The following is a 22,903-nucleotide window of genomic DNA, read 5'->3' as shown; positions in this document are numbered from 1 at the left end:
GAGATTCGCCTTCAAAACAGCCCTTCCTGATTCGCTGGCATTATTGGTTTTGCAGTTCTTTGATGCGTGCTTCCACAACGCTCCGTTTTTCGAGATAATCTTTTTCTTTTGCCCTTTCTTCAGCAATGATTTTTTCCGGCGCTTTTTTCAAGAATCCTTCATTGCTGAGTTTTTTCTGCACACGTTCGACTTCTTTGTTCCATTTCTCCAGCTCTTTTTTGAGCCGTGCCATTTCTTCCTCAAAGTTGATCAGGCCTTCAAGCGGCAGGAACAGTTCTACCCCCGAAACTACCGCAGTCATCGCTTTATCCGGCGCTTCAAGGTCAAGCCCCATTTTCAGCTCATCCGGGTTGCAGAAGCGGGTAATGTACGCTTCATTCCGTTCCAACGCCGCCAGCACTTTTTCATCTTTCGCTTTCAAATGCAGCTTGATTTTTTTGCTTAGCGGCGTGTTCACTTCCGCACGGATGTTCCGTACCGAACGGATGATTTCAACAAGCAGCTTCATTTCCTCACTCGCTTCCGGATCACTTAGCGCTTCGTTGACGGTCGGCCAGGCCGCCGTTGTGATCGATTCCCCTTCATGCGGCAGGTTTTGCCAAATTTCCTCGGTAATAAACGGCATGAACGGATGCAAGAGCCGCATCGTATTGTCAAGCACATAAGCGAGGATTGAGCGAGTCGTTTTTTTCGCCGCTTCCTCATTGCCGTACAGCGGCAGTTTCGCCATTTCAATGTACCAGTCGCAGAAATCGTCCCAAATGAAGTTGTAAAGCACCCTTCCGACTTCGCCAAATTCATATTTATCAGCAAGCTTCGTAACCGTTTCGATCGTTTCATTCAGCCTTGTTAAAATCCATTTGTCGGCCACCGATTTTTCGCCAGACAGATCAATTTCCTCAAATTTCAGCCCGTTCATGTTCATGAGTGCAAAACGGGATGCATTCCAAATTTTATTGGCAAAATTCCAAACCGATTCGACTTTTTCATAGCTGAAACGCAAATCCTGCCCCGGGGAGCTGCCTGTTGCAAGGAAGTATCGCAAAGAGTCAGCACCGTATTGGTCGATGACATCCATCGGGTCAACACCGTTGCCAAGCGACTTGCTCATTTTCCGGCCCTGCTCGTCGCGCACGAGTCCGTGGATGAGCACGTCTTTGAACGGGCGTTTCCCGGTGAATTCTAGCCCTTGGAAAATCATCCTCGATACCCAGAAGAAAATGATGTCATAGCCGGTAACAAGCGCGTCCGTCGGATAATAGCGCTGATAGTCTTTCGCATTTTTAACCGGCCAGCCCATCGTCGAGAACGGCCAGAGCGCGGAACTGAACCATGTGTCCAAAACATCCGGATCCTGTTCCCAGTTTTCGATGTCTTTCGGTGGTTCCACATCTACGTAAACTTCGCCGGTTTCTTTATGGTACCAGGCCGGAATCCGGTGACCCCACCAAAGCTGGCGCGAAATACACCAGTCGCGGATATTTTCCATCCAGTGCAAATATGTTTTTTCGAATCGTTCCGGCACAAAATGCACTTTGCCTTCCGACTGCTGCAGTTTAATGGCAGCTTCGGCGAGCGGCTGCATTTTGACAAACCATTGCGTCGATAAATACGGTTCGACTACCGCGCCGCTCCGCTCGGAATGGCCGACCGAATGCATATGGTCTTCGATTTTAACCAATACGCCGAGTTCTTTTAAATCCCGGACAATCTGTTTACGGCATTCGAAACGGTCCATGCCTTCGTATTTCCCGGCATTTTCGTTCATCGTGCCGTCTTCGTTCATGATAAGAATGCGCGGCAGATGATGGCGGTTGCCGACTTCGAAATCGTTCGGGTCATGGGCAGGCGTAATTTTTACCGCGCCGGTCCCGAATTCCATATCGACATATTCATCGGCAATGATCGGGATTTTGCGCCCGACAATCGGCAGAGTAATCGTTTTGCCTATCAAATGCTGGTAACGTTCATCTTTCGGGTGAACCGCCACCGCAGTATCGCCGAGCATCGTTTCCGGCCGTGTTGTCGCAATCTCAATAGTGCCGGAACCGTCGCTTAACGGGTAAGCGAAATGGTAAAAAGCGCCCGGTACATCTTTGTAAACCACTTCAATATCGGATAACGCCGTTTTCGTTTCCGGATCCCAGTTGATAATGTATTCGCCGCGGTAAATCAAGCCTTTTTTGTAAAGCGAAACGAACACTTCCTTAACAGCTTTGGATAAGCCTTCATCCAGGGTGAATCGTTCACGCGAGTAGTCAAGGCCTAGGCCGAGCTTTGCCCACTGTTTGCGGATAAAAGCAGCGTATTCTTCTTTCCATTTCCACGTTTCTTCCACGAATTTTTCGCGTCCAAGATCGTATCGGGACTTGCCTTCACTGCGCAGTTTCGCTTCAACTTTCGCCTGCGTGGCAATCCCGGCGTGGTCCATGCCCGGCAGCCAGAGCACATCATAGCCCTGCATCCGTTTCATTCTCGTTAATATATCCTGTAAAGTCGTGTCCCAGGCGTGGCCCAAATGGAGTTTCCCGGTCACGTTCGGTGGCGGGATCACGATTGTGTACGGCTGCTTATCCGGAGCATCTTTCGCTTCAAAAAATTTCCCGTTCACCCACCATTCATAACGTCCTTTTTCAACAGCTTTCGGATCATATTTTGTCGGCATGCTGATTTCCTGCTGTCCCATTCAAATCATTCCTTTCTTGTCTGGTTAGGGAAGACTTTATTCATCCCACACGCCCATCATGCAGCCCGGACATTTTGCGGCGGCCGCATAAGCCCCCTGAAAAGCAAAAACTCCCTTCGCCGTAAAAGGACGAAGGGAGCTAGTTTCGCGGTACCACCTTTTTTCACGGGCAAAAAAATTCGCCCGGCACTCGGGGTCGATAACGGCACTTCGCCGGCTTTTGCTACTCAAAGTTCACAAAAGCTACTCTTGGGCGACCTTCTAACCGGTTTGCACATAGGAAATCTTTCAGCAAATGATTTCCCTCTCTAAATGGAAACGCGGTTATACTCTTCCCATTCCTTGTATTTCCGTTTTAGAAATTGGCTTTATTTAATAGTATCGATTTTTTTGGAAATCGTCAATATAATTGCCCAATTTCAGGGAAAATATTCATGTTGGCAAGGATTCATATGTATTCACCTATCCGGCCGGTTTTTCATACATTATCCATAATCGAAGGATAGGTGGTGAGCCGATGAAAAAGAATTTTAATAAATATACTTTCCGCTCGTGGGGACGGAATGCCATAAACGCCTGCAAACAGCTGATTCTTCCGTTTGCCGTCTTCCAGGCCATCCGCACAATCATTTTCCCGACCACGTTTGATGTCCTTCTCCTCGCCATTTTTATTCTCATTTATCTCGGTTTTCAGTATGAATGGTTTTAATGGCCGGCCCCGCTTTTGGATACAGTTTTAAGCGGGGGCAGCCCCCTGTGATAGCTGCATGACGACATATTCCGTATTTTTCAAAAGCCAGTACTTTTCCTGCAGTTTCGCGACAGTTTTTGCTTCATGGCGGTTTGCCCCGTCCGCAAAATAAGATTCGACAATTTGGATGATCGGCGCGGGATGGGCAAGGTAGCTGAAAAATAAACATTTCTCGTCTTCGCGCAGCGGAAAATAGCTGAAATACGTCTTTACCCATTCGACGCATTCGTCAAAACGTTTCGGATAAGCATGGAGCGTCCGCGACAAAAAAGGGAGCAAATCATAAAAAGGCGCCGCCGTTTCGGCCTGTTCAAAGTTGGCGAAATAGCCCAAACCGCGTTCGTCGTAAAGGAAATGCTCCGTTGATATTTTCCCGTGTACAGTAACCGTCCTTGCCTTTGCCGCTTCTTTCGTTTGGTCATACCATTCTTCCAGCTGCCGTACCGAAAATTTGAGCGCCTGGCTGATTTCTTTATAGAACGTGCAGTACAGCAATGCAAACGGGGACATATAGGTTTGTTCCTCACACCGTTCCAGAAATTCCTCCAAAAAATCCTGCTGCTGTTCCCAGCGAGCAAGCGTTTCCTCATAATGTTTTCGGCGCGTGTCTTTTGAAATTTCCACTTCCTTAACGGATAAGCCGTGCAGGCGCGCCAATTCCCGGAACATTTTTTTATGCTTTTCGCCGCGTTCTTCCTTTTCTTCATTGGGGAGCCACGGCATCAAATAAAAGAGCGTTCCGTTGTACAGCACGCCATAGCGGCCGTCCAAAGCCGGATAAACCGGGATAATCCGGTTGTACCCCCGCTGGTACAGGAACTGGATATGGCGGATGAACGCCATCCCGGTTTGAGGAGGAATCTTTTTCAAGGCAAAAACGCCCTGGTCGGCATAAATTTTATAAGCTTTTCCGTACCGCTCCATGAAATTCGCCTTCAGCCCATACAGCTGCATGATATTTTTCATATCCTGCTGCGAAAGGTCAGCCAACAATCTCACCTTCTTAAACAGCGGAAGCGTTCTGCCCCGCAATTGGAAGAACCCCGGAGTCCGCTTTAGTTTTTCTTTTCGGGACGGGCATTGGCGGGAACGTATAACACCTGCCCTTCATACACATCCTGGTTAATATCCAAATGGTTCATCCGCAAAATTTGCTGTACATTGATATTATATTTTTGAGCAAGCTGATCCAGCGTTTCTCCGTTCTGCACAATGCATACTTTTAACTTGGCCGGCTTTTCCTCCGCTTTGCGCGCGAAAAAGTCGGTGAGTGAAATCGATTCGTATTTTGATTTCTTCTTCTTTTTCTTTTTGGCCACTTCCTCCTTTTCTTCCGATTCTTCTTCCTCTGCTTCCGCATGCTCAATGGCGGATGAAGACGATTCTTCCGCTGCCGGTTCCATTGAGTGCGCTGCCTCTTCTGATTCCGATTCTGTTGAAGACGAAGATGATTCTCCCCGGATCAGTTCTTCCTCTGCCGTTTCAGCTGAAGACGAAGATAATTCTTCCCGGGCCGGTTCTTCCCCTGCCGATTCCGCCTGGCTTAGTACAAGTTCCTGTTCTTCCCGGCCCGTTGCCACTTCTTCTTTCTCCGGCAGCTCTACCGGATCAAGCAAATTCAGTTCCTTTAAAACGGGCTCTTGCTGGACAACGGGGGCGGTTTCTTCTTCCGAATCCATATGCGCCTCTATCATAAAAGGTTCATAAAGATCCGATTCGGCGGCGCCGTCTTCCTCTGCTTCCTCCCTTTCCGATGCCTCTTCTACGGGGACTACTTCATAACTTTCTGCGCTTTCTTCTTCCTGCAAGTTTTCCGGTTCACGCTTAAAAGTTATTTCACTTTCTTTCTCCTTTTCCTCTTCTTCCTGCCAATACTGCCATTCCGGCTGCGCGAAGACATCCTCCTCTTTTTCTGCAAATCCATCAGCAAATCCCTCTTCAGTACGGGCAGGATAAGAAGCGGTTTCCTCTTCATCTTCCTCTTCTCGTTCAAGGATGCCTTCAATTGCCAAATCTGCATTAATTTTCAAACAATCCGTCCCGTGAAATTGGTAATCAAATCCCTCAATATTCACATCAAGCACATCTAAACTGGCGATTCTTGCAATCGGGACCGTGATGTCCACCGGAAACGACTGGTAAAATTCGAATACCCCGTCCTCTTCCCGGTATTGCACCGTCTGCACATATTTTCGGAATAGGACATCTTCCCCCTCTTCTTTCCCGCTGCCGATATACTCCCCCGACAAATGCAGATTGCCTTTGATGACGACGAACTGGTCGCGTTCCTGGATGGTAATATGGGGATCCAATGATATCGATAAAAGTTCTTCAACTTCCTGTCCTTTTTTAAACCAAATCAATTCTTCTAAAGAAAATCGTATCGAAGATTGATTTTGCGGCAAATTGGGCTCCTCCCTTCGATTCCTCCATAACCGTCTTGCAATATGTCATTTACACTGTATGAAAGAAAAAGGAAAATTATGATTGTAAAAAAACCGGCAAATCCAATACTTTGGATTTGCCGGTTTCTGGAAACGGAGATCTACCCGCGGATCGCCTTAAATGTTTTTTCCACCGCTTCAATAGTGCGGTCGATGTCTTCATCCGAATGCGCCGCGGAAAGGAAGATCCCTTCAAACTGGGAAGGCGGCAAAAAGACGCCGTTTTCTGCCATGCCGCGGTAATATTTCGCAAACAAATCAAGATCGGATGTTCTTGCCGTTTCAAAGTTATACACTTCTTCATTTGTAAAAAAGACGCCGATCATGGAACCTGCACGATTGAATGTATGCGGAATTTCATATTTCAATGCAGCCTCATGGAAACCCGCTTCAAGCCGGTCCGCCTTGCGGATGAATTCCTTATAGGTTTCAGGCGTCAATTGCCGCAATGTTTCATAGCCCGCCGTCATCGCAAGCGGGTTCCCGGAAAGCGTTCCAGCCTGGTAAACAGGACCTGTCGGGGCGATTTTTTCCATAATGTCCGCCCTGCCGCCGAACGCACCGACCGGGAGACCGCCGCCGATGACTTTTCCAAGGCATGTCAAATCTGGCGTGACATCAAAATACCCTTGCGCGCAGTTGTAATCCACACGGAAGCCGGTCATCACTTCATCAAAAATCAAAAGGGCGCCGTATTCCTTTGTTACTTCACGCAGACCTTTCAAAAAGCCCTTTTTCGGCGGAACAACGCCCATATTGCCGGCAACCGGCTCGACAATGACGCATGCGATGTCTTCGCCGTATTGTTCGAATGCCGCCCGAACAGCTTCCAGGTCGTTATAGGCGACCGCAATCGTATTTTGCGCGATGCCGAGCGGGACGCCCGGGCTGTCCGGCAGACCCAATGTCGCAACACCCGATCCCGCTTTGATCAAAAGCGAGTCGCCGTGGCCGTGGTAACTGCCCTCGAATTTTAAAATTTTATTGCGCCCCGTATATCCCCTTGCCAGACGCAGCGCACTCATCGTCGCTTCCGTACCGGATGACACCATGCGGACGATTTCAATAGACGGCACGCGTTCCTTCACAAGCGCTGCCAGCTTATTTTCCATCAGGGTTGGCGTACCGAAACTCGTCCCTTTTTCAGCCGTTTTTTTCAATGCATCCACAACCCGGTCATTTGCATGGCCAAGGATGAGCGGCCCCCACGACAAAACGTAATCGATATATTCGTTTCCGTCAATATCGTAAATTTTCGAGCCTTTGCCATAGTCCATAAAAATCGGGTTCATGCCAACCGCTTTAAATGCGCGCACAGGGCTATTGACCCCGCCCGGCATCATTGTGACCGCTTCTTTATATGCTTCGATTGATTTTTCATAAGAGCGCATGCTTTAACCTCCAATCATTCGGCTTATTCCGCCAGCCAGCGGGCAATGTCCAATGCAAAATAAGTAATAATGAGATCGCAGCCGGCACGTTTCATGCTTGTGATCATTTCCAGGACGACCGCTTTTTCGTCAATCCATCCGTTCAGCGCGGCGCCTTTCACCATGGAATATTCCCCGCTGACATTATACCCGACGACCGGCAGGCGGAATTCATTGCGGACATCGCGGACAATGTCCAGATAGGAGAGGGTCGGCTTCACGATCAGGAAATCTGCGCCTTCTTCCACATCGGACTGGGCTTCGCGCAATGCTTCGAGGCGGTTGGCCGGGTCCATCTGGTACGTTTTCCGGTCCCCGAATGCAGGCGCGCTGTCTGCAGCTTCACGGAACGGCCCGTAAAAGGCGGAAGCATATTTGACTGCATAGCTCATGATCGGCACATCTTCATATCCTGCTTCATCCAGGCCTTTTCGGATCGCGGCGACAAACCCGTCCATCATATTGGACGGCGCGATGATATCGGCTCCGGCTTTTGCCTGGCTGACCGCCGTTTTTGCCAAGAGGTCAAGGCTCGGATCGTTTAAAATTTTTCCGCCTTCGACGACCCCGCAGTGGCCGTGGTCAGTGTATTCGCACAGACATGTATCTGCGATGACAATGATATCCGGATAATTTTTCTTAATCAAACGGATGGCTTCCTGGACGATCCCGTGGTCATGGTAAGCTTCCGAACCGGTAGCATCTTTATGAGCCGGAACACCGAACAAAATAACGGACTTAATGCCGAGGGACACGACTTCATCCATGACTTCGTGCAGGCGGTCCAATGACCAATGGTACGCGCCCGGCATCGATGAAATTTCATTTTTAATATTTTCGCCTTCCACCGCAAAAATCGGATAAATCAAATCATTTACCGTAATATTTGTTTCGCGCACCATTGCCCGCATATTTGCACTTTGGCGAAGCCTCCGGTGGCGTGCAAATTGTAAATCTGACATGTTTTTTCCTCCTAAACTCTCGTAACATATTGGCATAATGCAGAAAGCATCGCCGGCATCGTATATTCATCCGGGCTGACCTGCACCGTAAAACCAGCTTCTTCGACCGCGCTTTTCGTCACGGGCCCGATCGCAGCCATTTTGATCCTTTGGGCAGCGTGGTCAATGCCTGAAGCATCAATCACCGCTTTAAAATGGCGGAAAGCGGACGGGCTTGCAAAAAGCGCAAAATCAATATTTTCCCACTTCAGCACCTCAAGAAGCTTCTCCCTGCTTTCCGGCGGCAGATAAGTCTCGTAAACGATCCATTCATCTACTATTATACCGCTTTTCTTGAGCGAATCTGCAATTTCGGAACTTGCCAAATTTCCTTTTGGGAGCAGCACGCGCTTTAAGGAATGCCCGCTGCTTAAAAACGCGGCAGCAAAGTCTTTCGCAGTATACTTTGAAGGTGTAAAAGATGCTTTCAATCCGCATTTGTCCATATAAGCGGCTGTCTTTTTCCCGACAGCCGCCCAGTTTATGTACAGGCGGTCACATGAAATGCCGGATTTGCTGCATTGCTCCAAAAAGTATTGGACGCCGTTTTTGCTCGTAAACACCGCCCAGTCGTATTCCGGCAGCTTCTTTAAATATTCGTGCGCATTCGGGTCTTCGTAAGCGCGGAAAGCGATCATCGGGACGACAAAGGCTTTTCCCCCGAGCGCTTCAATTTGTGCAGCCAGCCTTTCGCCTTCTTTTCCGCCCCTTGTAATGAGAATCCTTTTTCCGCTCAAAGGGCCGTTCGTGTTCATGATTCTTCAAGCTCCGTTTTCACACGCTCAATTAATGCCTTTGCACCCCGCCTGCTTAAAATTTCCGCCGCCTGCTCCCCGGCTGTAACCGGGTCGCCGGCCGTGACAGTCTCTTTGTAAACTGTTTTTCCGTCAGGGGACGCAACAAGTGCAGTAAGGGAAATGCCGCCTTCCGTTTTCTTGGCCAGCCCCGCAATCGGCACTTGGCATCCGCCTTCCATCTTATCAAGGAATACACGCTCGGCCCGAACCGTTTCTTCCGTCTCTTCGCTGTTCAATTTTGCCAGCGCATCAAGCAGCTCTTTGTCATCGGCGCGGCACTCCACCGCCAAAGCCCCCTGCCCGATTGCAGGCAGGCAAGTTTCCGGCTCAAGGAATTCAGTGACAACATCACTGCTCCAGCCCATCCGTTTTAAGCCTGCTGCGGCAAGAATAATCGCATCATAATCTCCGTTTTTTAATTTTTCAAGCCTTGTGTCGATGTTGCCGCGGATCCATTTGATTTCAATGTCGTTTCTTGCAGCAAGCAGCTGGGCGCCGCGGCGCAGGCTGCTTGTCCCCACTTTCGCACCTTTGGGCAGATCAGCAAATTTTACACCATTTTTTGAAACAAAAGCGTCCCGGTAATCTTCGCGCTCCGGTATACAGCCGACCACAAGCCCGTCCGGCAGCACAGCCGGCACATCTTTCATGCTATGTACAGCCATATCAATTTCTTTTTTCAGCATGGCTTCTTCAATTTCTTTGACAAAAAGGCCCTTTCCACCGACTTTCGATAGCGTGACATCAAGCACTTTATCGCCTTTTGTCACGATTTCTCTGATTTCGAAGCGGAAAGGGAGCCCGAGCCGCTCAAGCTGCGCCACCACCCATTTTGTCTGCGTCAGGGCAAGCTTACTCCGGCGTGACCCTACCACAATTGTTCTCATCCAGCGATGCCTCCTAAAAATACAAATGAAAATCCGATAATCCCGTGATGAGGAAAAAGTTAATCAATACGACCAAAAAAGCCGCAGTATTCCAGTAAGCGAGCTTTTTCCCGAAAATGCGGCGGCTTTCCCCGGCGTACAAAAGAATACTGTAAACGATCAGTACGGCAAATGAACCGACAATTTTCGGATCAAACCAATGGATGCCCGGGAGTTTTAAATAAGCCCATTGCAGCCCTAATATTAGCCCGAGCAAAAGCATCGGCACCGCGATTGCATTCATCATTTTCGCCAGTTTCTCCAGTTTCGGAAGATCCTGCAGCCGCCATAAACGGTGCCCCCACTTTTTTTCTTTCAGCCACTTATATTGTAATAAATACAACACGGAAAAAACAAAAGATAAGGAAAAAAGCACATAGGAGATAATGGCCATCGTAATATGCATCAACAAAAGCTCCGACACCATCCTCTCCCCCGTGCCCGACGCCACCTGTTCAGGAGCAAAGGCATGGACCGTCATGACAAAAAATCCGATCACGTTCGTAAAAAATACTGTAAAATCGATGCGAAGCAGGCGGTTCAAGGCCAGTGACAGTGATAACAGCACCCATGCATAAAAATAAAGCCCTTCCGACAATGTCAACACCGGAAACCGGCCGGTGTGGGCCACGTACAACCATAAAAAGACGGTTTGCAGTGCCCAGACAATCGAAAGGAAGCGGAAGGCGATGTGATTGGCCTTCCGGTTTTGATGGAGAAAATCCAAAAAATATAATAAAATGCTGGCTGCATAGAGCAGAATCATACCTTCATGCAGCCTTGCCATCCAAACGGCATACATTGCAGGCTGCTCCGGTTAATTAGAAAAGGAAGGGCGGAAAGCTTGCTGCATTGGTTTTTCGGGCGAAGCATCCGCTGTTTCCTTTTCTTCCAGGTTAAAGATTTTTTTGAACAGTTCGAGGTTCCGTGCCGCATCAGGCCCACCCGCCATTTCTTTCGCCTGCAGGATCGGGTCTTTCAGCATTTGGTTAATGATGCTCTTCGTATGTTTGCTGATCAACTTCCGTTCGCGCTCCGATAAATCCGGCAGTTTCCGTTCAATGCTTTTCATCGTTTCCGCCTGGATGGTGAGCGCTTTTTCGCGGAGCGCTGTTATAATTGGCACGACACCCAGCATATTCACCCATTCATTAAAGGCTACAACAGTATCTGAGATCATGCCCATAATCTGCCGGGCGGCTTTTTCCCGTTCTTTTAAGTTCTCCTCGACAATGCCTTCCAAATCGTCGATGTCGTACAGAAAGACCGATTCAAGCCGGCCTGCCTGCGGGTCAATATCGCGCGGCACGGCAATATCAACCAAAAGGAGCGGGCGGCCGTTCCGTTTCATTTCCGCACTTCTCAGCATTTCTGCGGTAAGAACATAATCTTTTGCCGAAGTGGACGTAATGACTATATCAGCAGAGACAAGCTCCGTATCGAGGGCGGACAATCCAAACGCTTTGCCGTGGAAACGTTGGGCAAGTTTTTCCGCTTTTTCGTACGTGCGGTTGATAACCGTAATATTGGTTGCGCCGCTCCCAAGGATGTTTTCAGCGGCAAGTTCACCCATTTTTCCTGCGCCGATGATCAAAACCTGCTTATCGGACATGCTGCCAAAAATTTTTTTTGCGAGCTCCACAGCCGCATAGCTCACCGAAACGGCATTGGAAGCAATTTCGGTTTCGGTGTGCGCTTTTTTTGCAAGTGTTACCGCATCTTTAAATAAACGGTTAAAGATCGTCCCCGTTGTTTTCGACTGCTGAGCAAGTAGAAAGCTGTCCCTTACCTGCCCGAGGATCTGCGTTTCGCCGAGCACCATCGAATCAAGCCCGCAGATCACTTTGCACAAATGTTCGATGGCTTCATTGTCTTCGTAAACAAACAAATAAGGTGCAAATTCTTCTTTTTCTATTTGGAACCATTGTGAAAGAAAATCTTTTATATAATAACGGCCGGTATGCGCCTGGTCTGCTACTGCGTATATTTCCGTACGGTTGCAGGTTGAAACGATGACATTTTCCAAGATGCTTTTCTTCTTCTGCAGCGCGAGCATGGCCTCCGCCAGATCCGCTTCATAGAAAGAGAGGCGTTCGCGGATTTCTACAGGCGCTGATTTATAATTTAAGCCGACTGTAAGTATTCTCATTTCTACCCTTAGGCACCCCCAATTTCATTCTAGCGAAATGCATAGGATTCACGTTCGGTCTATGGTATCATTAGAAAAGATAAACACGATTTTTTCCCTTTTTACATAGGAAAAACGTCTGCCCACTTGTAAAATTATCAGAAATAAGCCTTGATATCAAGCAACTAGATTTAAGGAAAGAAGTGTGGTCCATTGAAGAGCCGTAAAATTTTTCCCGCCATTATTTTGATCGGATTTGGTTTGTATTTTTATTTGCAACGCTTTGATATTAGCGGATTGAAAGATTTTTTTACATGGCCGACTTTGCTGATCATTGTCGGGCTTGCCTTTTTGGGCGAAGGGTACTGGGGCCGTGACGGCGAATCGATTTTGCCGGGCGTCATTTTGGTCGGGTTCGGCCTCCAATTCCATCTGGCCGGAAAAATCTCCATCTGGCCGGACAATATCGGCGTCTTTATTTTGGTAATCGCCCTCGGCTTTTTGCTGCGCTCCCAAAAAACCGGCGACGGCATTTTTTACGGGCTGCTGTTTCTTACCCTTTCCATCGTGCTGTTGTTTTCCAATAAAGTGATGGGCTGGTTCGGGCTAGTGGAAAACAATGTTTCCTCGCTTGTTAATTTTTGGCCCGCCGTGCTTGTTGTGATCGGCATTTACCTTTTGTTTGTGAAAAAAAGAGGCAGGCGCTAGCCTATACAAAAATATATGCAGCGGATGGTGTAAAAAGCCCGGCCCGGAAAAATCCGGAGCCGGGCTTTTATTCGGGCCGGTCCATTCTTTTCATTAAGGAAGCCCAGACTTTGTCTTTGCCTTCCCCTGTTTCGGATGAAAATAAAATGATTTCGTCCTCTTTTTCCATTTCCAATGTTTCCCTGGCCGTTTTTAAGTGGCTTGCCCATTTTCCTTTCGGGATTTTATCGGCTTTCGTCGCAACAACAAGGCAAGGCACCTTGTAATATTTTAAAAAATCGTACATCATGCGGTCGGCTTTCGTCGGGGGATGCCTGAGGTCGACAATTAAAATGACCGCTTTGAGCTGCTTTCTTGTCGTGATATACGTTTCGATCATATTTCCCCATTTTTCCCGCTCTTTTTTCGAAACTTTAGCAAATCCATAACCCGGAACATCAACAAAATATAAGCTGTTTTCGATTTTATAAAAATTGAGCGTCTGCGTCTTCCCCGGCTTTGAAGATGTGCGGGCCAATGCTTTACGGTTGATCATTTTATTGATAAAAGAAGATTTTCCCACATTTGACCGGCCCGCAAGCGCGAATTCCGGCAAATGTCCATCCGGATACTGTTCCTGCCGCACCGCGCTGATGACAAGTTCTGCCTCGTTTACTTTCATTGTTCCTCACCCACTATGGCGATTTTGATCACTTCATCCATATGCGTGACGGGATAAAACGCCAATTCCCCGCGCACGCTTTCCGGAATGTCATCCAAATCTTTTTCGTTTTCTTTCGGGATAATAATTTTTTTCAGCCCCGCCCTGTGCGCGCCGAGCGATTTTTCTTTCAGGCCGCCGATCGGCAAAACCCGTCCGCGCAGCGTAATTTCCCCGGTCATCCCGACTTCTTTATGGACGGCATGTTTCGTGAGCGCAGAAATCAGCGCTGTCGCGATCGTAATGCCGGCTGATGGCCCGTCCTTCGGCACTGCGCCTTCCGGGACATGAATATGGATATCGTATTTTTCATGGAAATCGTCCGGAAGCCCGAGCTCCTCCGCTTTTGAACGCACAAAGCTGAAGGCAGTCTGGGCCGATTCTTTCATGACATCCCCGAGTTTTCCGGTCAGCATAAGCTTTCCTTTCCCCGGGGAAAGCGAAACTTCGATCTGCAGCGTATCCCCGCCAGCCGCTGTGTACGCAAGCCCGGTTGCCACACCGATCTGGTCTTCCATTTCCGCCTGCCCATAATGGAAAATCGGTTTGCCGAGGAAGTCTTCCAAATTTTTGGCCGTGACCGTCACCCGTTTTCTTTTGCCGGACACGATCATTTTCGCCGTTTTCCTGCATATTGCCGCAAGTTTCCGTTCAAGACTGCGGACCCCCGCCTCGCGTGTATAGCGGCGCACAATCAGCTGGAGCGCATCCGCATTTACACGCAACTGGTTGCGGTTCAGGCCGTTTTCCTTAATTTGTTTCGGCAGCAGATGGTTTTTCGCGATTTCGATTTTTTCCATTTCCGTATAGCCCGAAATTGAAATGATTTCCATCCGGTCGCGCAACGGCCCCGGGATCGTAGATAAATCATTGGCAGTGGCGATAAACATTACTTTGGATAAATCATATGGTTCTTCAATATAATGGTCGCTGAATGAATGGTTCTGCTCCGGGTCGAGCACCTCCAGCAATGCTGACGACGGGTCGCCGCGGAAGTCGCTGGACATTTTATCGATTTCATCCAGCAAAAAAACCGGATTGATGGTGCCGGCTTTTTTCATCCCCTGGATCATCCGCCCCGGCATCGCGCCAACATATGTCCTGCGGTGGCCGCGGATTTCCGACTCATCCTTCACGCCGCCGAGCGAAACACGGACAAATTTCCGGCCTAAAGACTTCGCAATCGACCGCGCAAGGCTTGTTTTCCCGACCCCCGGAGGCCCTGCAAGACAAAGGATCGGCCCTTTCATAGACTGGGTGATCTGCTGCACCGCCAAATATTCCAAAACGCGTTCCTTCACTTTTTCGAGGCCGTAATGGTCTTCATTCAAAATTTTCTCGGCCTTGGCTATATCAAGGTCATCGACCGTGGCATTCGACCATGGCAGGGAAATAAGCCAATCCAGATAATTGCGGATCACTCCGCTTTCAGAAGAAGTTGCCGATATTTTTTCGTAACGATCCAGTTCTTTAAAAGCCATATTTGCCACATGCTCGGGCATATTGGCATTTAATATTTTCTCGCGCAGTTCATGCACTTCCGCCGTTTTACCTTCCTTATCGCCCAGTTCTTTTTGGATGGCTTTCATTTGTTCGCGCAAGTAATATTCTTTTTGTGTTCTTTCCATTGATTTTTTTACCTGCTTGCTGATCGCTCTTTCAAGGCTCAGAATTTCCTGCTCATTTTTAATCAGCTCGATCAATTTCCGCATTCTTTGTTTTACATCAATGGTTTCAAGAATTTCCTGTTTTTGCGGGAGGCGGAGCGGCAGGTGGGAAGCGATGATATCGGCGGCCTTGCCCCCATCTTCCATATCCGAAACAGTTGCGAACGTCTCGTTCGAAATTTTTTTCGATTGGTTAATATATTGGCTGAAAAGATCGAGCATCGTCCGCATGAGCGCTTCCGTTTCCGCGTCAGGCTCAAAATTTTTATCAAACGTCTCAATAAAGACGGAATAATAGGTTCCGGTATCTTGGAACTTTACAATCTTCGCGCGTCGCATGCCTTCGACAAGCACACGGATCGTCCCGTTCTGCAGTTTCATCATTTGGTTTACTTTTGTAAGCGTTCCGACTTGATACAGGTCTTCCTGCTTCGGTTCTTCGATGGAAACATCTTTTTGGGTCGTCATGAAAATTTCACTGCTGTTCATCATGGCTTTTTCGAGAGCCTGGACAGAGTAGTCCCTTCCGACGTCCAAATGCAAAACCATCGACGGATACACCAGTATGCCCCTTAAAGGAAGCAAAGGAACCGTGTATTCGGATTGTGTTTTCATAAAAGCACCCCTATCTTTTTTCTGCAGGGGGGCCGGTCCTTTTATCCCCCTATCAGAGCGTTGTCATTAAAATGTTTGATAAGCGCGATACCCAGTACTTCTTCCAGTTGATGAACGGGAACAACGGAAATCCCGCCAATTTCCTTTAAGGATGCCTGCATGTTTTCGGCAGGGATGATCACGGTTTTGGCCCCGGCCTGTTTTGCCGCTTTCACTTTCGCAAAAATGCCGTCAACCGGTTTGACATGGCCGTGGATACTGATTTCCCCCGTCATGGCAACTGTATGGTCGGCAGGAATTTTATAAATAGCGGAATAAATGCCGCAAGCCATCGCGATCCCGGCGGAAGGGCCGTCAACCGGAATGCCGCCCGGAAAATTGACATGGATATCATACTGGTCGGCCGGAACGCCCATCATCCTTAATACGGTAATAACATTTTCAACCGAACCTCTTGCCATGCTTTTTCTGCGTACAGACTTCCCCTCGCCGCCGATGCTTTCTTCTTCCACAATCCCGGTAATGTTAATGGTCCCTTTTTCCTTTGCCGGAATCGCCGCCACTTCAATCTCCAAAAGCATGCCGGTGTTCGGCCCGGACACTGCCAGCCCGTTTACGAGCCCGACTGTCGGCTTGTCGGCTACCGTTTTTTCATAGCGGGGCGACAACTGGCTGGAGCGGATCACCCATTCCAAATCTTCGTCCAGAATAAAGTCCCGTTCCGCCTGGATGGAAAGCCCGACGGCAATTTGCACCATGTTGACGGCTTCTCTTCCGTTCCGGGCATATTGAGATAATATGTCCAAGCCGTACTCGCTGATGGATATATTCATTTTATCGGCTGCTTTTTTGGCAACTTGAGCGATTTCATCCCGGCCAAGTTCGCGGAAAAACACTTCCATGCAGCGCGAACGGATAGCAGGCGGGATTTCGTTCGGTGTTCTTGTCGTTGCCCCGATCAGGCGGAAATCAGCAGGAAGCCCGTTTTGGAAAATATCATGGATATGGTTTGGAATATCACGGTTTTCAGAGCTGTAATACGCGCTTTCCAGATAAACTTTCCTGTCTTCCAATACTTTCAATAATTTATTCATTTGGATCGGGTGCAATTCCCCGATTTCATCAATAAATAAAACACCACCATGCGCATGGGTGACCGCCCCCTGTTTCGGCTGCGGGATGCCTGCCTGGCCCATGGCGCCAGCCCCCTGATAAATCGGGTCATGGACGGAACCGATTAACGGGTCCGCAATTCCCCTTTCGTCAAAGCGGGCCGTTGTCGCGTCGAGTTCGACAAAAACAGAATCTTTTTTAAAAGGGGATTTCGGGTTTTTTTTCGCTTCTTCCAAAACGAGACGCGCTGCCGCCGTTTTTCCGACGCCGGGCGGCCCGTAGATGATGACATGTTGCGGATTCGGCCCGCAAAGCGCAGCCCGAAGCGCTTTTATACCGTCTTCCTGGCCCACAATATCGCTGAACTGCGTCGGGCGCACGCGTTCAGACAGCGGCTCCGACAGGGAAATTCCCCTTAACTTCCGCAATTGTTCCATCTCTTTTTTAGACTCACGGTCAATTGTAATTTTTTGTGTCTTTTGGCCTTTTAACAAGTTCAAAAAATATAACCCGATAATCACCCCAAAAAATAATTGGATCAGCAAAGCAATCCCGGTCCAACTCATCCTGTTTCCTCCAAGCGTTTCAGCCGAAAGCCGTCATTCGGCCCATTTTCCATACTTGTAGTATCCCCGGCCTCTGGAGGGAATAAACGTGGCTTTGAAAAATCGGGAACTTACAGGAAGAAAAAAAGAGGCAAGCAAATTGCTGCCCCCATTTTTAAAATTCGAATTTGGCCGAATGTCCATTGCATCTACGCTATCCAGCTTGTCCAGCTGGGCGTCCAATCTGCCAGCGAACTTTTTGGCCTCTTCCCCGATAAGCGGCATCCGCTCATCGTGTTTCCTTTATCCCGTTCGGGGTCCTCAAAGTCCGTGCGCCAACAAGCACCGTCTCCGCTTTTCGGATTTAAGCCGACTTTGTTTGGTCGCTGCCTTCAACCACGGTGCCGTCTTTCATGATGAGTCTCGGGAACTCTTTATTTAAGACGGATTCTTTTGTGACAACGCATTTTACAATATCTTCGCGGGACGGCAGGTCAAACATCACATCGAGCATGATGCCTTCGATAATGGAACGCAGGCCGCGCGCGCCCGTTTTCCTTTCGATTGCCTTTTTTGCGATTTCTTTGAGCGCATCCTGTTCAAACTCGAGTTCCACATGGTCGAGTTCGAGCATTTTTTTATACTGCTTGACCAATGCGTTTTTCGGCTCGGTCAAAATCCGGATCAACGCTTCTTCGTCCAATTGTTCCAAAGTTGCAATGACAGGAAGGCGGCCGATAAACTCCGGAATCAGCCCGAATTGGAGCAGGTCTTCCGGCAGCACGTGTTTCAAAAGCGTTTTTTCATCCAAGTCATCATGCTCCAAGTCGGTGCCGAAGCCGATTACTTTTTTCCCAAGGCGGCGTTTAATGATTTGGTCGATTCCGTCAAACGCACCGCCGCAAATGAAAAGGATATTGGTTGTATCAATTTGGATAAATTCCTGGTGCGGGTGTTTGCGCCCTCCTTGAGGCGGCACGCTTGCCACAGTGCCTTCAAGAATTTTGAGCAGCGCCTGCTGCACGCCTTCACCGGAAACATCACGCGTAATCGACGGATTTTCCGATTTGCGGGCGATTTTATCGATTTCATCAATGTAGATAATGCCCTTCTCAGCTTTTTCCACATCATAATCGGCTGCTTGGATCAGTTTCAACAAGATATTTTCCACATCTTCCCCGACATAGCCGGCTTCCGTCAATGATGTGGCATCAGCGATCGCAAACGGGACATTCAAAATCCGTGCCAGCGTTTGCGCAAGCAATGTTTTTCCGCTTCCGGTCGGCCCTATTAGGCAGATATTGCTTTTTGCCAGTTCCACTTCATCAATCTTACTGTTGGAATTGATCCGTTTGTAATGGTTGTAAACGGCAACGGCAAGTGCTTTTTTCGCATCTTCCTGGCCGATGACATACTCCGCCAAAATTTCGCGGATTTCTTGCGGTTTCGGTATGTCTTTGAACTCAACTTCTTCTTCCGTACCAAATTCCTCTTCGACAATTTCCGTGCACAGCTCGATGCACTCATCACATATATAGACGCCAGGACCAGCGACTAATTTGCGCACTTGGTCCTGCGATTTCCCACAGAAAGAACATTTTAACTGCTGCTTTTCATCGCTGAATTTAAACATTCCATTCACCCCTTAGTTTTAACTAAATGAATTGACAGCACCCGCGGAATAACGGGCTCCGCTTCATGCTCCCGCTCACCATAACGCTAACCCCACACAATCAATATGTATAAGGATTGTAACACAAAACCATGACGGCAGGAAATAAACTGCTTATCTCATTTTCATACTTATGTAAAAATCCTACCTACTCCAGATTTTCCCCAAAACCTGATGAATATTCTTCTCTATGTATGATTTTTGGCTGCGACCTGCCCAAAGTTTAGAAAACAAGACACGAACCTGCGTCGTGCCTTGCATTTCTATATTATATTATGCAACAGTTTTGCTGTTTTGTACAAGAAAATCGATCGCTTTGCGCGCTTTCAGATCGGCTTTGATGCCTTCCACAGAACCAAGGGCGCGTTTGATGTCTTCAACGGACATGCCGTACATTTCGGACATGCGTTTCAATTCTTCTTCCACTTCTTCGTCGGACGCCTCGAGGTTTTCCGCATTGGCGATTGCTTCAAGTGTTAAATTGTAGCGCACTCGTTTTTCGGCATCTTCTTTCATCTGCCCGCGCAGCGCTGCTTCGTCCTGACCGGAGAATTGGTAATAAAGCTGTAAATTCAAACCCTGTGCAGCCAAGTTTTGTTCAAACTCCTGCAGCATACGGTTTACTTCAGTTTCGATCATTGCCTCAGGAATATCCATTTCCGCATTTTCGGCGGCTTTTTCTACAACCGCGTCTTCCACCGCATGTTTCGCCGCATGTTCTTTCGATTCCTTCAGGTCTTTTTTGATCTTTTCTTTCAATGCATCCAAAGTTTCCACTTCATCGTCGGCATCCTGCGCGAACTCGTCATTCAGTTCAGGCAGGTGTTTTGCCTTAATTTCATGGACTTTTACTTTGAAAGTTGCAGGTTTCCCGGCAAGTTCGGCCGCATGGTATTCTTCAGGGAATGTAACATTGATTTCTTTTTCATCTCCTGTCTTTGCGCCGACCAACTGCTCTTCAAAGCCAGGGATAAAGCTGCCGGAACCGAGCTCAAGCGAATAATTTTCGGCAGAGCCGCCTTCAAATGCTTCGCCATCAACAAAGCCTTCAAAGTCGATGACAACCGTATCGCCCATTTCCAATTCGCCGTCTTCTTTGACAACAAGTTCAGCAAGGCGTTCCTGCATTTTTTTCAGTTCGTTTTCCACGTCTTCATCTGTTACTTCCGTATCCGGTTTTTCCACTTCCAAGCCTTTATATTCGCCGAGTTTCACTTCCGGTTTGACAGTAACGGTAGCTTTGAAAATGAGAGATTTTCCTTTTTCCATTTGTTCGATGTCAATGCTTGGTGTGTCAACCGGTTCAATGCCCGTTTCGTCGACAGCTTTTGCATATTCTGCTGGCACAAGCATATCAAGTGCGTCCTGATAAAGGGATTCTACGCCGAAACGTTTTTCAAAAATGGCACGCGGCACTTTCCCTTTACGGAAACCCGGTACATTGATTCTTTTTACAATTTTTTTGAAGGCTTTGTCCAGGCTTTCATCAACAGCTGCAGCGTCTACTTCAACTGTAAGGATGCCCTGGTTCCTTTCAGTTTTTTCCCATTTTACTGACATACCTTTCCCTCCAACAATCTATAAATAATAATGTAAACATAATAAATAGACAGGCCATGTAAAAGGTTTCCTGATCTATTGCTTTTTTCCAACTTCCGTTTGAAAAAAGACAGTATACAACCATTTAATTATAACATAGGTTTTTTGTCTTTCAATAATGAGCTACAGATTCGGCAAAGAAATTTCTTCGAGGCTTTCAAGATAGCGGACGGCATCCGCAAGCTCTTCGGGATTAACCGAGTAATACATGGCAATTTTTTCGTTGCATTCATCCTGCCCGTAAATCTTTAGGCCCATACTGTAGTAAGCCGCCGTCCATAGGCCCGTATCAAGCGGCTCGGGTTCAAACGGATACAGCAAAAAGAAATGCCGGTCCACCATTGTCTTAATATGGGCATACAACGTCGGATTTTTTTGTTCGACATCCCTTGAAAGGCGGGTGATTAAAAGATTGTACAGCTGCGTTTCAAATATCGGCAGAAGTTCTGCGGGATTCACCGTATCGTGCCGGTTGAGTTTTTGAATTTCAAAAGTATCGGATATGCCCTGTTCTTTTAACACGTTAATGAGAAGCGTCTGGATAAACGGATGCTCGTCCGGATTCCGGATAAAACCGCGGATTTCCCCAATATACGGGCGGATGTTTTCATGTACAAGCCGGGACACCCGCAAAATCTGCTCCTGCAGATCATCCGATTCAAAGAGTTTTTGCCCCTTTTGGTCCGGATCAAGTTCCGGTTTGGGCAACTGCACCCGCTTTTCGCTAAACGCCAGCAGCTTTTCATAATGGTCCAGCTTCTCAAGAGGCGCCTCTTTTTCTTCAAGGAGGGCGCTGATCGTACGTACAGTTTCTTCATGTTCGCCGAGCTGCACAAGAATCATCAGGAATAAATCCATGACTTCAAAATAATTGCCGATCCCTTCGTGCAGCATTTGCCTGCCCTGTTCTTTTGCCCCTTCATAATCACCTGATTGGTAAAGGGCGATCATCAAGGCGGTTCCGACATCCGCATCTTCCCGGTCAAGGGTTCGGGCCTGGCGAAGCAGCGCAGCAGCCTCTTTATACTCTTTTTGGCTGATGGATTCCAGCCCACGTTCAAGCAGGCGCTCTTTCAGCCGGGGAAACGGCACCACATTGCTTTTTTCGTTTTTCATTGTCCATTCCGCCTTTTTTATTATCGTCAATAGTGTAGCATGAACCTTTTTTTTTGCAAAGGCTTTGCGCGCGATCTTATCTTTCGGGCCCATTCTCCAATACGAAAAAAGCCGGTCACAGAAAGCAAAGAAATTCTGCTTCCGTTTCCGGCTTTAGCTTATTTCTTTTTAGGATTGAGATCGTGGATATTGTCTTCTTCTGCCATTTCCGTACCGTATGCAAAGCTTTGCCTATTCGCATGCACGCCTTTTCTCCCCCTGCTTTCCGCATCGTTCAGAAGATAACGGTGCACAAAAATTTCCGCGACTAAAATGATGAAGGCGGCAATGATGCTTCCCCAGGCAATCTGCATATAATTGTCCAGCACAACATTGCCAAAAATCCAGACGCTTGCATAAACAAGCAAAAAATCTACGGCAACGGCTTTCCAATTGCCTATGCGCGGCAAAAGCATCAACTCGCCGACAACATAGGAGACAATCGTTACTAGCAGACTGAACGAAAGAATATCCGTTATGGTCGCGTCGAAAAACAAATCGAGCGCCACAGCAAAGGCGACAATACATGTAATAAACTTTGCCAGCAAAACAATCGCATTCCGCATATAAATCCTCCCTTGTATGGGCAGTTTTAATGTTAGTGTGTCCAAATTTGGAGATATTGAAACATAGGAGGGGAATTGCAGTTATTTCTCTATATCAAAGATGAAAAAATCGACGATAAATCTCATTTCAGGAACCCTGCTTTCTGCCGGGGAAACAGTACTGGCAATGAACTTAAAACAAAATGCAATAAGAGATGCTGAAACACTTGAAGATACAAACATGAAAAACAGCACAAAGATAGACCAAATTGAAAGTGTCGATGCGGATAAAGTTCCGAAAGAAAAAGGGCTGACACAGCTTGATTCCACTTGTAGATCAGAATGGATAGCAAACGGCTTCCTGCACACACAAAGAAATGGAAGAGTTGGAAAAGGAAGGTCAGAATTCGTGATTGGCACT

At 47.8% G+C, this 22,903-nt stretch carries 18 protein-coding genes, 1 pseudogene and 1 other annotated feature; of the genes and pseudogenes, 3 read left to right on the top strand and 16 right to left on the bottom strand.

Annotated elements, in window-relative coordinates; all coding sequences use genetic code 11:
* Positions 1–40: 40 nt before the first annotated feature.
* A complete protein-coding gene (locus BpJC4_RS03245) occupies positions 41–2,686 on the bottom strand; it encodes a valine--tRNA ligase (protein WP_151697521.1) in 2,646 nt (881 codons plus the stop codon).
* A gap of 122 nt (positions 2,687–2,808) precedes the next feature.
* Positions 2,809–3,038, bottom strand: a binding site (T-box leader).
* 165 nt (positions 3,039–3,203) lie between these two features.
* Between BpJC4_RS03245 and BpJC4_RS03240 the strand changes: the two genes are divergently transcribed.
* Positions 3,204–3,395 (top strand): YszA family small membrane protein, encoded by a 192-nt coding sequence (locus tag BpJC4_RS03240; RefSeq protein WP_151679256.1) that lies wholly within the window; start codon positions 3,204–3,206, stop codon positions 3,393–3,395.
* Between the two features lie 27 nt (positions 3,396–3,422).
* Here BpJC4_RS03240 and ysxE read toward each other — a convergent pair whose 3' ends face one another.
* The 8 genes from ysxE to hemA all read right to left on the bottom strand — a co-directional run bounded on the left by ysxE (position 3,423) and on the right by hemA (position 12,184).
* Positions 3,423–4,436 (bottom strand): spore coat protein YsxE, encoded by a 1,014-nt coding sequence (gene ysxE / locus BpJC4_RS03235; RefSeq protein WP_253724284.1) that lies wholly within the window; start codon positions 4,434–4,436, stop codon positions 3,423–3,425.
* 56 nt (positions 4,437–4,492) lie between these two features.
* Entirely contained in the window at positions 4,493–5,842 is a 1,350-nt protein-coding gene (locus BpJC4_RS03230) for a LysM peptidoglycan-binding domain-containing protein (RefSeq protein ID WP_151697520.1), read from the bottom strand.
* 140 nt (positions 5,843–5,982) lie between these two features.
* Positions 5,983–7,272 (bottom strand): glutamate-1-semialdehyde 2,1-aminomutase, encoded by a 1,290-nt coding sequence (hemL, locus tag BpJC4_RS03225; RefSeq protein WP_151697519.1) that lies wholly within the window; start codon positions 7,270–7,272, stop codon positions 5,983–5,985.
* Positions 7,273–7,295: 23 nt separating this feature from the next.
* Positions 7,296–8,273 carry a porphobilinogen synthase gene (gene hemB / locus BpJC4_RS03220; RefSeq protein ID WP_151679253.1) on the bottom strand — a complete coding sequence of 326 codons (978 nt, stop codon included), beginning with the start codon at positions 8,271–8,273 and terminating at the stop codon, positions 7,296–7,298.
* Positions 8,274–8,284: 11 nt separating this feature from the next.
* Positions 8,285–9,067: a uroporphyrinogen-III synthase gene (locus BpJC4_RS03215; RefSeq protein WP_151679252.1), complete on the bottom strand. Its 783-nt coding sequence runs from the start codon at positions 9,065–9,067 to the stop codon at positions 8,285–8,287.
* The gene (gene hemC, locus BpJC4_RS03210; RefSeq protein ID WP_151679251.1) at positions 9,064–9,996 is read right to left on the bottom strand and encodes a hydroxymethylbilane synthase; all 933 of its coding nucleotides are present in this window, start codon (positions 9,994–9,996) and stop codon (positions 9,064–9,066) included. The genes BpJC4_RS03215 and hemC overlap by 4 nt, the downstream gene beginning before the upstream one ends.
* A 13-nt stretch (positions 9,997–10,009) precedes the next feature.
* On the bottom strand, positions 10,010–10,837 hold the full coding sequence (locus BpJC4_RS03205; protein WP_151697518.1) for a cytochrome c biogenesis protein: 828 nt from the start codon (positions 10,835–10,837) through the stop codon (positions 10,010–10,012).
* A 15-nt stretch (positions 10,838–10,852) separates the two neighbouring features.
* Complete coding sequence (hemA, locus tag BpJC4_RS03200; RefSeq protein WP_151697517.1) at positions 10,853–12,184, bottom strand: glutamyl-tRNA reductase; 1,332 nt, start codon at positions 12,182–12,184, stop codon at positions 10,853–10,855.
* 192 nt (positions 12,185–12,376) lie between these two features.
* Between hemA and BpJC4_RS03195 the strand changes: the two genes are divergently transcribed.
* Complete coding sequence (locus tag BpJC4_RS03195) at positions 12,377–12,871, top strand: LiaI-LiaF-like domain-containing protein (RefSeq protein ID WP_151679248.1); 495 nt, start codon at positions 12,377–12,379, stop codon at positions 12,869–12,871.
* Positions 12,872–12,938: 67 nt separating this feature from the next.
* Here BpJC4_RS03195 and yihA read toward each other — a convergent pair whose 3' ends face one another.
* From yihA to BpJC4_RS03160, 7 genes are all read right to left on the bottom strand, one after another.
* Positions 12,939–13,532, bottom strand: coding sequence for a ribosome biogenesis GTP-binding protein YihA/YsxC (gene yihA / locus BpJC4_RS03190; RefSeq protein ID WP_151679247.1), 594 nt, complete (start codon positions 13,530–13,532; stop codon positions 12,939–12,941).
* Positions 13,529–15,853 carry an endopeptidase La gene (lon, locus tag BpJC4_RS03185; protein WP_151679246.1) on the bottom strand — a complete coding sequence of 775 codons (2,325 nt, stop codon included), beginning with the start codon at positions 15,851–15,853 and terminating at the stop codon, positions 13,529–13,531. The genes yihA and lon overlap by 4 nt, the downstream gene beginning before the upstream one ends.
* A gap of 41 nt (positions 15,854–15,894) precedes the next feature.
* Positions 15,895–17,532, bottom strand: a complete 1,638-nt coding sequence (gene lonB / locus BpJC4_RS03180; RefSeq protein ID WP_151679245.1) for an ATP-dependent protease LonB — start codon at positions 17,530–17,532, stop codon at positions 15,895–15,897.
* Positions 17,533–17,875: 343 nt separating this feature from the next.
* On the bottom strand, positions 17,876–19,144 hold the full coding sequence (clpX, locus tag BpJC4_RS03175; protein ID WP_151679244.1) for an ATP-dependent protease ATP-binding subunit ClpX: 1,269 nt from the start codon (positions 19,142–19,144) through the stop codon (positions 17,876–17,878).
* A 312-nt stretch (positions 19,145–19,456) separates the two neighbouring features.
* The gene (gene tig / locus BpJC4_RS03170) at positions 19,457–20,743 is read right to left on the bottom strand and encodes a trigger factor (RefSeq protein ID WP_151697516.1); all 1,287 of its coding nucleotides are present in this window, start codon (positions 20,741–20,743) and stop codon (positions 19,457–19,459) included.
* 162 nt (positions 20,744–20,905) lie between these two features.
* Positions 20,906–21,898, bottom strand: coding sequence for a tetratricopeptide repeat protein (locus BpJC4_RS03165; RefSeq protein WP_151697515.1), 993 nt, complete (start codon positions 21,896–21,898; stop codon positions 20,906–20,908).
* A gap of 158 nt (positions 21,899–22,056) precedes the next feature.
* On the bottom strand, positions 22,057–22,503 hold the full coding sequence (locus BpJC4_RS03160; protein ID WP_151679241.1) for a YndM family protein: 447 nt from the start codon (positions 22,501–22,503) through the stop codon (positions 22,057–22,059).
* Positions 22,504–22,669: 166 nt separating this feature from the next.
* On the opposite strand from BpJC4_RS03160, the pseudogene BpJC4_RS03155 reads away from it, so the two are divergent.
* Positions 22,670–22,903, top strand: a pseudogene (locus tag BpJC4_RS03155) (hypothetical protein); the annotation flags it as partial.

The sequence above is a fragment of the Weizmannia acidilactici genome, from assembly GCF_008974185.1.
Lineage (GTDB): Bacteria > Bacillota > Bacilli > Bacillales > Bacillaceae_C > Weizmannia > Weizmannia acidilactici.
The sequence above is the reverse complement of the archived record's forward strand: the minus strand, read 5'-3'. Positions and strand labels throughout refer to the sequence as shown.

Excerpts from the sequence above, each read along its gene's own strand:
- BpJC4_RS03245 (WP_151697521.1), bottom strand. The coding sequence starts at position 2,686 with ATGGGACAGCAGGAAATCAGCATGCCGACAAAATATGATCCGAAAGCT.
- BpJC4_RS03240 (WP_151679256.1), top strand. The coding sequence starts at position 3,204 with ATGAAAAAGAATTTTAATAAATATACTTTCCGCTCGTGGGGACGGAAT.
- hemL (WP_151697519.1), bottom strand. The coding sequence starts at position 7,272 with ATGCGCTCTTATGAAAAATCAATCGAAGCATATAAAGAAGCGGTCACA.
- hemB (WP_151679253.1), bottom strand. The coding sequence starts at position 8,273 with ATGTCAGATTTACAATTTGCACGCCACCGGAGGCTTCGCCAAAGTGCA.
- BpJC4_RS03215 (WP_151679252.1), bottom strand. The coding sequence starts at position 9,067 with ATGAACACGAACGGCCCTTTGAGCGGAAAAAGGATTCTCATTACAAGG.
- hemC (WP_151679251.1), bottom strand. The coding sequence starts at position 9,996 with ATGAGAACAATTGTGGTAGGGTCACGCCGGAGTAAGCTTGCCCTGACG.
- BpJC4_RS03205 (WP_151697518.1), bottom strand. The coding sequence starts at position 10,837 with ATGTATGCCGTTTGGATGGCAAGGCTGCATGAAGGTATGATTCTGCTC.
- hemA (WP_151697517.1), bottom strand. The coding sequence starts at position 12,184 with ATGAGAATACTTACAGTCGGCTTAAATTATAAATCAGCGCCTGTAGAA.
- yihA (WP_151679247.1), bottom strand. The coding sequence starts at position 13,532 with ATGAAAGTAAACGAGGCAGAACTTGTCATCAGCGCGGTGCGGCAGGAA.
- lon (WP_151679246.1), bottom strand. The coding sequence starts at position 15,853 with ATGAAAACACAATCCGAATACACGGTTCCTTTGCTTCCTTTAAGGGGC.
- lonB (WP_151679245.1), bottom strand. The coding sequence starts at position 17,532 with ATGAGTTGGACCGGGATTGCTTTGCTGATCCAATTATTTTTTGGGGTG.
- clpX (WP_151679244.1), bottom strand. The coding sequence starts at position 19,144 with ATGTTTAAATTCAGCGATGAAAAGCAGCAGTTAAAATGTTCTTTCTGT.
- tig (WP_151697516.1), bottom strand. The coding sequence starts at position 20,743 with ATGTCAGTAAAATGGGAAAAAACTGAAAGGAACCAGGGCATCCTTACA.
- BpJC4_RS03165 (WP_151697515.1), bottom strand. The coding sequence starts at position 21,898 with ATGAAAAACGAAAAAAGCAATGTGGTGCCGTTTCCCCGGCTGAAAGAG.
- BpJC4_RS03160 (WP_151679241.1), bottom strand. The coding sequence starts at position 22,503 with ATGCGGAATGCGATTGTTTTGCTGGCAAAGTTTATTACATGTATTGTC.